Source organism: Pseudomonas sp. E1MeOHC2, from assembly GCF_058745025.1.
On sequence record NZ_CP196675.1, the window covers coordinates 3,332,788 to 3,346,474 of the forward strand.

The 13,687-nt window shown below is 63.5% G+C and carries 11 protein-coding genes; 10 read left to right on the forward strand and 1 reads right to left on the reverse strand.

Features of this window, described 5'->3' with window-relative positions:
* Positions 1-13: 13 nt before the first annotated feature.
* From rlmN to ACSSU5_RS15105, 10 genes are all read left to right on the forward strand, one after another.
* Positions 14-1,159 carry a dual-specificity RNA methyltransferase RlmN gene (gene rlmN / locus ACSSU5_RS15060; protein ID WP_027595547.1) on the forward strand — a complete coding sequence of 382 codons (1,146 nt, stop codon included), beginning with the start codon at positions 14-16 and terminating at the stop codon, positions 1,157-1,159.
* A 14-nt stretch (positions 1,160-1,173) separates the two neighbouring features.
* The gene (gene pilW, locus ACSSU5_RS15065) at positions 1,174-1,935 is read left to right on the forward strand and encodes a type IV pilus biogenesis/stability protein PilW (RefSeq protein ID WP_492559193.1); all 762 of its coding nucleotides are present in this window, start codon (positions 1,174-1,176) and stop codon (positions 1,933-1,935) included.
* Positions 1,932-2,969, forward strand: a complete 1,038-nt coding sequence (locus ACSSU5_RS15070) for a RodZ domain-containing protein (RefSeq protein ID WP_492559194.1) — start codon at positions 1,932-1,934, stop codon at positions 2,967-2,969. The genes pilW and ACSSU5_RS15070 overlap by 4 nt, the downstream gene beginning before the upstream one ends.
* A 3-nt stretch (positions 2,970-2,972) precedes the next feature.
* Positions 2,973-4,082, forward strand: a complete 1,110-nt coding sequence (gene ispG / locus ACSSU5_RS15075; RefSeq protein ID WP_027595550.1) for a flavodoxin-dependent (E)-4-hydroxy-3-methylbut-2-enyl-diphosphate synthase — start codon at positions 2,973-2,975, stop codon at positions 4,080-4,082.
* Between the two features lie 25 nt (positions 4,083-4,107).
* On the forward strand, positions 4,108-5,397 hold the full coding sequence (hisS, locus tag ACSSU5_RS15080; RefSeq protein ID WP_264310208.1) for a histidine--tRNA ligase: 1,290 nt from the start codon (positions 4,108-4,110) through the stop codon (positions 5,395-5,397).
* 39 nt (positions 5,398-5,436) lie between these two features.
* Positions 5,437-6,078, forward strand: coding sequence for a tetratricopeptide repeat protein (locus ACSSU5_RS15085; RefSeq protein WP_264310207.1), 642 nt, complete (start codon positions 5,437-5,439; stop codon positions 6,076-6,078).
* Position 6,079: 1 nt separating this feature from the next.
* Positions 6,080-7,222, forward strand: coding sequence for an outer membrane protein assembly factor BamB (bamB, locus tag ACSSU5_RS15090; protein ID WP_264310206.1), 1,143 nt, complete (start codon positions 6,080-6,082; stop codon positions 7,220-7,222).
* A gap of 117 nt (positions 7,223-7,339) precedes the next feature.
* Positions 7,340-8,803, forward strand: a complete 1,464-nt coding sequence (gene der, locus ACSSU5_RS15095; protein WP_264310205.1) for a ribosome biogenesis GTPase Der — start codon at positions 7,340-7,342, stop codon at positions 8,801-8,803.
* A 210-nt stretch (positions 8,804-9,013) separates the two neighbouring features.
* Positions 9,014-10,162: a pyridoxal phosphate-dependent aminotransferase gene (locus tag ACSSU5_RS15100; protein WP_492559195.1), complete on the forward strand. Its 1,149-nt coding sequence runs from the start codon at positions 9,014-9,016 to the stop codon at positions 10,160-10,162.
* Positions 10,150-10,941, forward strand: coding sequence for an amidohydrolase (locus ACSSU5_RS15105; protein ID WP_492559196.1), 792 nt, complete (start codon positions 10,150-10,152; stop codon positions 10,939-10,941). The genes ACSSU5_RS15100 and ACSSU5_RS15105 overlap by 13 nt, the downstream gene beginning before the upstream one ends.
* 129 nt (positions 10,942-11,070) lie before the next feature.
* Here the strand turns inward: ACSSU5_RS15105 and ACSSU5_RS15110 are convergent, their stop codons facing one another.
* Positions 11,071-13,626 (reverse strand): PepSY domain-containing protein, encoded by a 2,556-nt coding sequence (locus ACSSU5_RS15110; RefSeq protein ID WP_492561322.1) that lies wholly within the window; start codon positions 13,624-13,626, stop codon positions 11,071-11,073.
* Between the last annotated feature and the right edge of the window lie 61 nt (positions 13,627-13,687).

Consider the following 13,687-nt stretch of genomic DNA (forward strand, 5'->3'; position numbering starts at 1 on the left):
TGAGGGTGAATCCATGACGACATCTACTGGCAAAATCAACCTGTTGGGCCTGACCCAGCCGGAAATGGAACAATTCTTCGACTCTATCGGGGAGAAGCGCTTCCGTGCCGGCCAGGTGATGAAATGGATTCACCATTTTGGCGTCGATGATTTCGCCGCCATGACGAACGTCGGCAAGGCCTTGCGCGAAAAGCTCGAGGCTGTTGCTGAAATTCGCCCTCCGGAAGTGGTCAGTGAAGACATTTCCGCCGACGGCACCCGTAAATGGGTGATCCGCGTTGCCTCCGGCAGCTGCGTCGAGACCGTCTACATTCCAACCGACGACCGCGGTACCCTCTGCGTCTCGTCGCAAGCCGGCTGCGCCCTGGACTGCAGTTTCTGCTCCACAGGCAAGCAAGGCTTCAACAGCAACCTCACCGCCGCCGAAGTAATCGGCCAGGTGTGGCTTGCCAACAAATCCTTCGGGACCGTCCCGGCCAAAGTCGACCGCGCGATTACCAACGTGGTCATGATGGGCATGGGCGAGCCTCTGCTGAATTTCGACAATGTCATCGCCGCCATGAAGATCATGATGGATGATCTGGGCTATGGCATTTCCAAGCGTCGCGTCACCTTGTCCACCTCGGGCGTGGTGCCGATGATCGACGAACTGGCCAAGCACATCGACGTGTCGCTGGCGTTGTCGCTGCACGCGCCGAACGACGAGCTGCGCAACCAGCTGGTGCCGATCAACAAGAAGTACCCGCTCAAAGTGCTGCTGGAATCGTGCATGGGCTACATGGCCACCCTGGGTGGCAAGCGCGTGCTCACCGTCGAGTACACCCTGCTCAAGGACGTCAACGACCAGCCCGAGCACGCCGCACAGATGATCGAACTGCTGCGCGACGTGCCGTGCAAGATCAACCTGATCCCGTTCAACCCGTTCCCGCATTCCGGTTACGAGCGCCCTAGCAATAACGCTATCCGCCGCTTCCAGGACCTGCTGCACCATGGTGGCTTCAACGTCACCACCCGCACCACCCGTGGCGAAGACATCGACGCCGCCTGTGGTCAGCTGGTCGGTCAGGTCAACGACCGCACCCGCCGCAGCGAGCGCTACATCGCCGTGCGCCAGCTGTCTGCCGACGCCGAGCTGCAAGACAGCGCTGCGCGCCACTGACCGAGAACCCCGCCATGAGCCTGCGCGCCGCGCTGTCGATCCTTGCGCTTTTGCTGCTGGCCGGCTGCGTGTCGGGTGGCGCGAACGACCCACTGGCCAGCCGCCAAGGGCGGGTAGAGGCGGGTAGGGCGTATGTGCAGCTTGGTCTTGGGTATTTGCAACAAGGTTTGACCGAGCAGGCGAAGGCGCCGCTGGGCAAAGCCCTTGCCCTGGACGGCAGTGATGCCGGTGCACATGCTGCGCTGGCACTGCTGTTCCAGGCTGAAGGTGAGCCGGCCCTGGCCGAGCAGCACTTTCAAAAAGCCCTGCAAGTCCGCCCGGGTGACACGCGAATTCGCAACAATTACGGCAGTTTCCTTTATGCTCAGGGGCGTTTTGCCGAGGCCAAGCAGATGTTTCGCCTGGCCAGCGCCGATACCCTGTATCCTGAACGCTCCCGCGTGTACGAGAACCTTGGTTTGACCGCCCTGAAGCTCGAGCGTCGAGACCAGGCGCACGCGTATCTGTTCAAAGCGTTGCAACTCAACCCACGGCAACCCAAGGCGTTGCTGGAAATGGCTGAGTTGTCCTACGAAAACAGGCATTATGTGCCTGCCCTGGACTACTACGATCGTTTCAGCCGGTTGAGCGACCCTGACGCCCGTAGCCTTCTGCTGGGTAGCCGCCTTGCCCGGGTATTCGACGAGCAGGGCACAGTGGCCGACCTGGGCCAGCAATTACAACGACTTTATCCCGGTACGCCGGAATATCAGCAATACCTGTCGGAGCAACGATGAACGCCGCGCATCCCGAAGTAGCAGTAGCGCCTGGCCAGAACCCCGGTGAGCTTTTGCGCCAGGCCCGTGAGAAGCGGGACTGGTCACAAGCCGAGGTAGCCCGCAAGCTCAACCTCACTGTGAGTTCGTTGAACCACGTGGAAACCGGCGCCTTCGACAAGCTGCCTGGGCATACTTTCGCCCGCGGCTATATCCGCGCCTATGCCAAACTGATGGACCTGGACCAGGCCGCTCTGGTCGAGGCTTTCGACCGTTACACTGGCACCCACGCCAAGGGCAGCGAAGTGCATTCGCTGGGCCGCATCGAAGAGCCCGTGCGTCTGTCGCACAACATCCTGCGCGGCGTCAGCCTGTTGCTGCTGGTGGCGGTGGTCGGCGGCGGTTTCGTCTGGTGGCAGGACCAGGGCAGCCTGCGTGGCAAGGACCTGGCCAAGATTGCCCTGGAGCACGTCGAGGTCGAAAGCGCCGACGGCACCACGCAGATCCACCCGCTGGACGAGCCTGAAGACCAGGCCGTGAGCGCAGGCCAGCAACCCGAGAGCGCACCGTTGCCGCTGGAGCAGGCCGCTGGCGAACAGCCGGCTCCCGCTGCCGAGCAAGCACCCGCCAGCCCTGCGCAAACCCCGGCTGCAACGCCCGCGCCGGCGCCGCAAGTACAAGCGCCAGTGGCAGCCATAGCGCCAACGCCAACGCCAACGCCCGCTCCGGTAGCACCTGTGGCCGCGGCCCCCGTTGCTGTTGCACCGGTGGTAGCCGCCGCTCAGCCGGCTGCGCCTGTCGCAGTGCCAGCCGGTAGCGCCAAGGTCGCGATCCAGTTCGTTGCCGATTGCTGGACCCAGGTCAGCGACGGCAACGGCAAGGTGCTGTTCAGCGCCGTCAAGCGCAAGGGCGACAACCTGGAACTGACCGGCAAGCCGCCATTCTCGGTGCGCCTGGGCTTTGCCCGTGGCGCCCAGGTCAGCTACAACGGCCAGGCCGTCGATGTTGCTCCGTTCACCAGTGGCGAGACCGCTCGCCTGAAGTTGGGACAGTAAGTCATGCACGGCGAATCTCCGATCAAACGTCGCGAATCCCGCAAAATCTGGGTCGGCAATGTGCCGGTGGGTGGTGATGCGCCCATCGCGGTGCAAAGCATGACCAACACCGACACCAACGATGTCGACGCCACCGTGGGGCAGATCCAGCGTCTGGTCGATGCCGGTGTCGATATCGTGCGCGTCTCGGTGCCGGACATGGACGCCGCCGAGGCGTTCGGCCGTATCAAGCAACGGGTGAGCGTGCCGCTGGTCGCCGATATTCACTTCGACTACAAGATCGCCTTGCGTGTAGCCGAACTGGGCGTTGACTGCCTGCGCATCAACCCGGGCAACATCGGCCGTGAAGACCGTGTACGCGCTGTGGTCGATGCGGCCCGTGACCGCGGTATCCCGATCCGTATCGGCGTCAACGCAGGCTCCCTGGAAAAGGACCTGCAGAAGAAGTACGGCGAGCCAACCCCAGCTGCGCTGGTCGAGTCGGCGTTGCGCCATGTCGAGCACCTGGACCGCCTGGATTTCCAGGACTTCAAGGTCAGCGTCAAGGCCTCGGACGTGTTCATGGCCGTCGAAGCCTACCGCCTGCTGGCCAAGCAGATCATCCAGCCTCTGCACCTGGGCATCACCGAAGCCGGTGGCCTGCGTTCGGGGACAGTGAAATCCGCCGTCGGCCTCGGTATGCTGCTGGCCGAAGGCATTGGCGATACCATTCGTATCTCCCTGGCCGCCGACCCGGTCGAGGAAGTGAAAGTCGGCTACGACATCCTCAAGTCGCTGCACCTGCGTTCGCGTGGCATCAACTTCATCGCCTGCCCGAGCTGCTCGCGGCAGAACTTCGATGTGGTCAAGACCATGAACGAGCTGGAAGGGCGCCTGGAGGACCTGCTGGTGCCGCTGGACGTCGCGGTGATCGGTTGTGTGGTTAACGGCCCCGGTGAAGCCAAGGAAGCCCATGTGGGGCTGACCGGCGGTACGCCGAACTTGATCTACATCGACGGCAAGCCAGCGCAGAAGCTGACCAATGACAACCTGGTCGATGAGCTGGAAAAGCTCATCCGCCAGAAAGCGGCCGAGAAGGTCGAGGCCGACGCGGCGCTGATCGCCCGTGGCTGACACACAGCATTCGTAAGGACTTTTCGTGAGCAAATCGCTGCAAGCCATCCGTGGCATGAACGACATCCTGCCAGAACAGTCGCCTCTGTGGCGCTACTTCGAGGGCACCGTGGCCGGCCTGCTGGACACCTACGGGTACAGCCAGATCCGCACGCCGATCGTGGAGTTCACCGAGCTGTTCAAGCGCTCCATCGGTGAAGTGACCGACATCGTCGAAAAAGAGATGTACACCTTCGAGGACCGCAACGGCGATTCGCTCACCCTGCGCCCCGAAGGCACCGCCGCCTGCGTGCGTGCCGTGCTAGAGCATGGCATCACTGGCAATGGCCAGGTGCAGAAGCTTTGGTACATCGGCCAGATGTTCCGCCACGAGCGCCCGCAGAAGGGCCGCTACCGCCAGTTCCACCAGATCGGCGTGGAAGTGTTCAACCTCGACGGGCCGGACATCGACGCCGAGCTGATCATGCTGACCTGGCGCCTGTGGGGCCTGCTGGGCATCCAGGACGCGGTCAAGCTCGAGCTCAACAGCCTGGGCACCAGCGAAGCGCGTGCGCGCTACCGTGATGCGCTGGTCGAGTTCCTCTCGGCACGCCTTGAGCAGCTGGACGAAGACAGCCAGCGTCGCCTCAAAAGCAACCCGCTGCGCATCCTCGACAGCAAGGACCAGAACACCCAGGCGGTGCTGGTCGGCGCGCCGAAACTCGAAGACTACCTGGACGAAGCGTCCCGCGTGCACTTCGAAGGCCTCAAGGCCCGCCTTGATGCTGCCGGCATCCCGTTCGTGATCAACACCAAGCTGGTGCGTGGCCTGGACTACTACAGCAAGACCGTGTTCGAGTGGGTCACCGACAAGCTCGGCGCCCAGGGCACCGTCTGTGCTGGTGGCCGCTACGATGGCCTGGTCGAGCAGATGGGCGGCAAGCCTACCACCGGCGTCGGTTTCGCCATGGGTATCGAGCGCCTGATCCTGCTGCTGGAAACCCTCGGCAAGGTGCCTGAGTCGATCAGCCGTCAGGTCGATGTCTACCTGTGCGCCTTCGGCGAGCAGGCAGAACTGGCGGGCCTGCGCTTGTCCGAAAGCCTGCGTGATCGCCTGCCGGGCCTGCGCCTGGTGGTCAACGCCGGTGGCGGCAGCTTCAAGAGCCAGTTCAAGAAAGCCGACAAGAGCGGCGCGCTGTTCGCCCTGATTCTGGGCGACGACGAACTGGCCAAGCAAGAGATCGGCTTGAAGCCCCTGCGTGGCCAAGGCGAACAACAGAACATTGCCTGGGATGCTCTGGCTGAGCACCTGGAAACCGCGGTCGCTCAGGCGTAACGCGGTTCAACAAGCGAATAGGCGAAAAGGAGTATTGGGGTGTCGAGTACCGATGATGATGACCTGGCAGGGGTCAAGGACTGGTGGAACCGCAACGGCAAGCCGCTGCTGACCGGTGCCCTGCTGGCCGGCGTGGTGGTGTTGGGCTGGAATACCTGGCACAAGTACCAGAACAACCAGTCGCAAGGTGCCTCGCAGCTGTACCAGGCGTTGCTTGAGACCAGCCTGACGCCGAGCGGCCAGCCCGACGCGACCAAGGTCGCCGAACTGGCCGGCAAGCTCAAGAGCGAGTTCGGCGGTACCGCCTACGCCCAGTACGGCAGCCTGTTCGTGGCCAAGGTCGCGGTCGAGAGCGGCAAGCTCGACGACGCCGCCGCCGAGCTCAAGGGTGTGCTGGACAAGCCTGCCGATGCCACCCTGGGCGAAATTTCGCGTCAGCGTCTGGCCCGTGTACTGGCAGCCCAGGACAAGGCCGAAGAGGCCCTCAAGCTGCTCGACGGCGACGCCGACAAGGCGTTCCTGGCCAGCCGCGAAGAATTGAAGGGCGACCTGCTGGTGCAGCTGGGCCGCACCGACGATGCTCACAGCGCTTATGAGAAAGCCAAGGCCGCACTGTCCGATGAAGCGGCGGTCGGTGGCCTGCAACTGAAGCTGGATGACTTGGCCAAAGGGGACGCGTGACGTGATCGGTTGGAAACAAGCAGCAGTGCTGACCCTGGCCGTACTGGCCGCGGGTTGCAGCAGCAACAGCAAGAAGGAACTGCCCCCGGCCGAGCTGACCAAGTTCACCGAGGAAGTGGTACTCAAGAAGCAGTGGAGCCGCTCGATCGGTGACGGCCAGGGCGAGACGTACAACACCCTGGTTCCGGCCATCGAAAACGACCGTATCTACGCCTCCGACGTCAACGGCGAAGTCTTCGCCCTTGACCGTATCACCGGCGACGTGGCGTGGAAGAAAGACCTGGATCTGCAGGTGTCGGGCGCCGTCGGCGTGGGTTACGGGCTGGTCATGCTCGGTACCCTCAAGGGCGAAGTCATCGCGCTGGACTCCAGCACCGGTGAAGAGCGCTGGCGCTCGCGCGTGACCAGCGAAGTGCTGGCACCACCCGCCAACAATGGTGACGTGGTGGTGGTGCAAACCCAGGACGACCGCCTGATCGGCCTCGATGCCGCGACCGGCGACCGCCGCTGGATCTACGAAAGCACCCCGGCCGTACTGACCCTGCGTGGCACCGGTGCGCCGATCGTGACCAACCGCATGGCGGTTGCCGGGCTGTCCACCGGCAAAGTGATCGCGGTGGATATCAACAACGGCGTGCCAGTGTGGGAGAGCCGTGTGGCCATCCCGCAGGGGCGTTCCGAGCTGGATCGCGTGGTGGATATCGACGGCGGCCTGCTGCTGTCCGGTGGTACTCTGTACGTCAGCACCTACCAGGGCCGCGTAGCGGGCCTGGACCTGGAAAGCGGCCGCGTGCTGTGGCAGCGTGATGCTTCCAGCTACGTGGGTGTCGCCCAGGGTTACGGTAACGTCTATGTCAGCGAAGCCTCGGGTACCGTTGAAAGCGTCGACGAGCGCTCTTCCAGCGCCCTGTGGACCAACGATTCCATGGCTCGCCGTCAACTGTCGGCACCGGAAGTGTTCTCCAGCTACGTGGCGGTGGGTGACTTCGAGGGTTACCTGCACCTGCTCAGCCAGGTCGATGGTCGCTTTGTCGGCCGTGAGCGCATCGACAGCGATGGCCTGCGCGCCCGGCCCCTGGTGGTCGGCGACACCATCTACGTCTTCGGCAACAGCGGCAAGCTCGAGGCACTGACCGTCCGCTGAAGCTAAGCTCAAGACCGCCAACGGTCTTGAGCCGCGGTGTAGGAAACGCCGCACAAACTCCGGCCGCTGCCTTGCAGCGGCCTTTGCATTTTCAAGAATTCAAGAGTGGAGAGCCGCATGGTTCCCGTAATAGCCCTGGTGGGACGGCCGAACGTCGGTAAATCCACCATGTTCAACCGCCTGACCAAAACCCGCGATGCCATCGTCGGTGACCTGTCGGGCCTGACCCGTGACCGCCAGTATGGTGATGCCTCCTGGCAGGGTCGCTCCTTCATCCTGATCGACACCGGTGGTATCACCGGTGACGAAGTGGGCATGGACGAGAAAATGGCCGAGCAGTCGCTCATGGCCATCGAAGAAGCCGACTATGTGCTGTTCCTGGTCGATGCCCGTGCGGGCATGACCGCGGCAGACCAGATGATCGCCGAGCACCTGCGCAAGCGGAACAAATCGGCGATTCTGGTTGCCAACAAGATCGACAACATCGACCCCGATGTTGCCCGCGCCGAGTTCTCGCCGATGGGCATGGGCAATGCCATTCCGGTGGCGGGTTCCCAGGGCCGTGGTATCAACGCCTTGATGGAAGCCGTGCTCGGCCACCTGCCGCGCGATGCCGAGGACGAAGCCCTCGACCAGGACGTCGCCGAAGGTGAGGAAGCCGTGCGCATTCCTGGCCCAAGCGAGAAGGATGGCATCAAGATCGCCATCATCGGCCGCCCGAACGTCGGCAAGTCGACCTTGGTCAACCGCATGCTCGGTGAAGAGCGCGTGGTGGTCTACGACGAGCCGGGTACTACCCGTGACAGTATCTACATCCCGTTCGAGCGCGATGGCGAGAAGTACACCTTCATCGACACCGCCGGGGTGCGCAAGCGCGGCAAGATCCACGAGGAAGTCGAGAAGTTCTCGGTGGTCAAGACGCTGCAGGCGATCAAGGATGCCAACGTGGTCATCTTCGTCATGGATGCCCGCGAAGGTGTGGTCGACCATGACCTGAACCTGCTGGGCTTCGCCCTCGAAGCCGGCCGCGCCATCGTCATCGCCCTGAACAAGTGGGATGGCATGGAGTCGGGTGAGCGCGCCTACGTGAAGACCGAGCTGGAACGCCGGCTGTTCTTCGTCGATTTTGCCGACATCCACTTCATTTCCGCGCTGCACGGCACGGGCGTGGGCAACCTGTACAAGTCGGTGCAGGCCGCCTTCATGTCGGCGGTGACCCGCTGGCCGACCAGCCGCCTGACGCAGATCCTCGAAGATGCCGTGAGCGAGCACCAGCCGCCGCTGGTCAATGGCCGCCGCATCAAGCTGCGTTATGCCCACCTGGGGGGTGCCAACCCGCCGCTGATCGTGATCCACGGCAACCAGACCGACAGCATTCCCAAGTCGTACTCGCGTTACCTGGAAAACACCTACCGCCGTGTGCTGAAACTGGTCGGTACGCCGATCCGTATCGAGTACAAGGGCGGTGAGAACCCGTATGAGGGCAAGAAAAACACCCTCACCGATCGCCAGGTCAACAAGAAGCGCCGCTTGATGTCGCACCACAAGAAGGCCGAGAAGAAGCGCCGCGACAAGCGCTGATTTCGCGTCAGCTTCTTCGCGGGCAAGCCCGCTCCCACAGCGATCGCACATCCTTAAGGACAGCGCGGTACCTGTGGGGGCGGGCTTGCCCGCGAATAGGCCCTTGATCCAAAGCAATCCCCCTATTGTTTCAACCTTTTTCCTGACTGCTTGATCCGCTATGCTCGGGCTCCACCCCCGTGCCGGATAAACCCCAGGAAAGAGGGCTCCATGATCCGCAGCAAACTGCCGAATGTCGGCACGACCATCTTCACCACCATGTCCCAGCTCGCCGTGCAGACTGGCGCGCTCAATCTCTCCCAAGGCTTCCCCGACTTCAACGGCCCGCAGGCGTTGCTCGATGCAGTGGGCCGGCATGTGGCCGCCGGGCATAACCAGTACGCACCGATGACCGGCCTGCCGGCCCTGCGCCAACAGGTAGCGGCCAAGGTCGCGCGGCTGTATGGCGCCCTGGTGGATGCCGACCAGGAGGTGACCATCACCCCCGGTGCCACCGAGGCGATCTTCTGCGCTATTCAGGCGGTGATCCACGCCGGTGACGAGGTGATCGTCTTCGACCCGTGCTACGACAGCTACGAGCCTTCCGTGGCACTGGCCGGTGGCCGCTGCGTGCATGTGCAACTGAGCGACGGCGATTTCCGCATCGACTGGCAGAAGTTCAGCGATGCCTTGAGCCCGCGTACGCGCATGGTCATCCTCAACTCGCCGCACAACCCCAGCGGCGCGCTGATCACCCGTGAAGACCTCGACCAGCTTGCGCGGTTGATCGCTGATCGCGATATCTACCTGGTCAGTGACGAAGTCTACGAACATCTGGTCTACGACGGCGTACGCCACGCCAGTGTGCTGGCCCATGCCGAGCTTTACAGCCGTGCCTTCGTGGTCAGTTCGTTCGGCAAGACCTACCATGTCACTGGCTGGAAGACCGGCTACGTGATCGCACCCCCGGCCCTGAGCGCCGAGCTGCGCAAGGTGCACCAGTACGTCAACTTCTGTGGCGTCACGCCCTTGCAGTGCGCGCTGGCCGATTTCATGGCCGAGCACCCGCAGCACCTTGACGAACTGCCAGGCTTCTACCAGGCCAAGCGCGACCTGTTCTGCGGCTTGCTCGAAGGTTCGCGCTTCAGCTTGCGCCGCACGGCCGGCACCTACTTCCAACTGGTGGACTATTCGCAGATCCGCCCGGACCTGAACGACGTTGACATGGCGCTATGGCTGACCCGCGAGCACGGCGTGGCGACCATTCCGGTGTCGGTGTTCTACCAGCAACCCATCCCCGAGCAACGCCTGGTGCGCCTGTGCTTTGCCAAACGTGAGGAGACGCTGCGTCAGGCAGCGGAAAAACTATGCGCGATCTGAGCACACTGCCCGACCTGAAAATCGCCCTGGTGCAAACCACCCTGGCCTGGCACGACCGCGAGGCCAACTATGCGCACTTCGAGGAATTGCTCAAGCAAGTGGGGGAGGTGGACCTGGTGATCCTGCCGGAGATGTTCACCACCGGCTTCTCGATGCAATCTGAAACCCTGGCCGAACCCGAGAACGGCCCGACCTACAAATGGCTCAAGGCCCAGGCGAAGAAGTACAACGCGGTGATCACCGGCAGCGTGATCATCCAGGCCGCCGATGGCAGCCACCGCAACCGCTTGCTCTGGGCGCGCCCGGATGGCGAGATTCTGCATTACGACAAGCGCCACCTGTTCCGCATGGCGGGCGAGCACAAGCATTACACCCCCGGCGAGCGCCAGGTGCAGTTCGAAATCAAAGGCTGGCGGGTGCGCCCATTGATCTGCTACGACCTGCGCTTCCCGGTGTGGAGCCGTGATGCCCAGGACACCGACCTGCTGCTGTACACCGCCAACTGGCCGGCCGCGCGCCGCCAGCACTGGAACCGCTTGCTACCGGCGCGGGGCATCGAAAACCTGTGCTTTGTGGCGGCGGTGAACCGCGTGGGCACCGATGGCAAGGGCTTTGCCTATTCTGGCGACAGCCAGGTGCTGGACTTCCAGGGTGAGAGCCTGCTCAGTGCAGGCGAGGCGGACGGGGTGTTCACGGTGGTGCTCAGGGCGGCGGAGCTGGCGGCGTACCGGGCCAAGTTCCCCGCCAACCTGGATGCCGATACCTTCGACTTGCACTGAATCCTTACCGGCCTCTTCGCGGGGCAAGCCCGCTCCCACAGGAACCTCGTTGGACATGAGTACGGCAGGGAACCTGTGGGAGCGGGCTTGTCCCGCGAAAAGGCCGGTACTGTTTACATCAATAGGCGATCAGTAAACATCCCTGCGATACCGCCCATCTTCGATCAACTGCTCGACCACTTCATCGCCGAGAATGCCCTTCAGCGCCGCATCAACGCCGGCCGCCATGCCCTGCAAACTGCCGCAGACATACACACAGGCGCCATCCGCCACCCAGCGCTTGAACTCATCAGCCTGCTGCTGCAACACATCCTGCACATACACCTTCTCTGCCTGATCCCGCGAAAACGCCAGGTCCAGGCGTGCCAGGTCGCCGCTGTCGAGCCAACCCTGCAGCTCGTCGCCGCACAGCAGGTCATGCGCCCGATTGCGCTCACCGAACAGCAGCCAGTTGCGTTGTTCGCCCGCGTTGACCCGCGCGCGCAAAAGGCTGCGCAAGCCGGCCAGGCCAGTACCATTGCCGATCAGGATCATCGGCACCGGCGACTCGGGCAGGTGGAAGCCACTGTTGCGGCGCAGGCGCAGGCCAAGCACGCCATTCACCGGCAGGTACTCGGTCAGCCAACCGGATCCCAGGCCGAGGTTGCCATCTGGGTGACGCTCCTGGCGCACGATCAGTTGCAGTACACCGTCACTGGCGATCGAGGCGATGGAGTATTCACGCGTGCCGATTGGCACCAACGCATCGACCAGCGCCTGTGCGTGCAGGCCCACCAGTTGATCGCGGCGGCTGGGCAGTTGGCGACTGGCTAGCGCCTGGCCGAGGGTTTCGCTCAGGCCGTCCAGTTGCACGGTCGTGTTGGCATTCAGGCCCAGGCCGTCAAGGAAGGCATCCACCCGCGGCTGGCCATTGCGCGGCAGGATTTCCACCAGGTCGCCGGCCTGCCAGCTGGCAGGTGCTTCGGCGCGCAGGCCGATCAGGTAAACCGGCAGGCCCTGGCTGCCAGGGTTCATCAACTCACGCTGTACCAGGGCCCAGTTGCCGAAACTCGGCGGCTGCCAGGCCGTTACCGGTTGTGCGCCGGTCAGCTGCGCCAGTTCCTGCTGCCATTGCTGCAGGGCCGCCTGGTCGGCGTTGTCCACCTCCACCGGGCTGAACGCAGTGCTGGCACCGCGCTCACCCAACCAGGCTTGCAGGCGACGGGCAAAGCCGCAGAAGTGCGGGTATTGACGGTCGCCCAGGGCGAGCACGGCATAGTGAAGGTTGTGCAGCGCCCAGGGTTGGCCAAGCACCTTGCGTTCGAACGCGCGGGCACTGTCAGGGGCTTCGCCGTCGCCGAAGGTACTGACCACGAACAAGGCGCGGCGGGCCTGGCGCAAGTCATTTTCGCCCAGCTCGGCCAAGGCGCGGACCTGCACGGGCAGGCCTGCCGCCTGAAGTTGCCCGGCACTCTGCCAGGCCAGCTGTTCGGCGAAACCGCTCTGGCTGGCGAAGCCGATCAGCCAGCTGTCGCTGCCTGTACTGGCACTGTCAACGCTGCCACGGGCGGCGCGAACCTGGCGTTTCTTGCGGCGGCGGTCGAGGTACAGCAGCCAGCCGGTGACGAAGAACAGCGGCATGGTCAGGCTGGCGAGGGTGACGATGATCCGCCCCGGCAGGCCAAAGTATTCGCCCACGTGCAGGGCGTAAACGCTCTGTAGCAGTTGCGCCTTGAAGGATTTGTCGGTGTAACGGTCGTGGTTTTTCACCTGGCCGGTGGCCGGGTCCAGCACCAGGGTGTTGAACGCACGCGGGTGCGCGGCATCGTCGAGGAGGTAGAACAGGTTGGCCGGCTGGCCGCCCGCAGGTGGCAGGCGAAGGTTGTACATGGCTAGGCCTGGGCCGGCGGCATCCTTGAGGTTGGCCCAGATGGCATCGTAGTCGACCACCAGCGGCGGGGCATTCTTGTCGACTTTCTGCGGCCCGTGGCGGCCCCGGCCTTCGCCGCGTTTTTGCTGCTGGCCAGCGGCCGGCGCGTCGGCCAGCAACTTGTTCAGGCCCTCGCGGTACCATTCATACGACCAGAACAGGCCGGTGAGGGCGAACAGCAGATAGAACAGCAGGCACCAGGTACCGGCCACGGCGTGCAGGTCCCAGTTGAAGGCGCGGCCTTTCTTGGCCCACTCGAAGGTCAGCCAGGTGCGCCAGTTGAGCGCCTTGCGCGGCCAGCGCAGGTACAGGCCGGAAAGGCAGAAGAAAATCAGCATCAGGGTGCAGGCACCGGTGATCTGCCGGCCACTGTCACCCATGGCCAGGAAACGGTGCAGGTTGAGCATGAGGTTGAAGAAGTCTTGCCCGGCCACTTCACCCTTGAGCTCGCCGGTGTACGGGTCGGCATAGCGCAGTTCGCCACGGCGCTGGCCCGGCGGCGGGGTGAAGAAGACCCGCGCAGCGTTGCCTTCGTGCAGGTCGACCCACAGCATCGACACCTTGTCGCCTTGCGCGGCCTCGACCCGCTGCACCAGCTCGGCGGGCGGCAACACGCCCTCCGGGCGTACTTCGACCTTGAGCACATCGGCATTGAATGCGCGCAGCAGTTCTTCCTGAAACGAGTAGAGCGCGCCGGTGATGCCCATCAAGGCCAGCACCAGGCCAGCGGTGATGCCAAAGAACCAGTGCAATTGGAACAGCGTCTTCTTCACCACATCGATCACCTTGTGTTGCCGTTTCAGTTCAGGCGGCGAGCATTATGCCTTGGTATGGGCG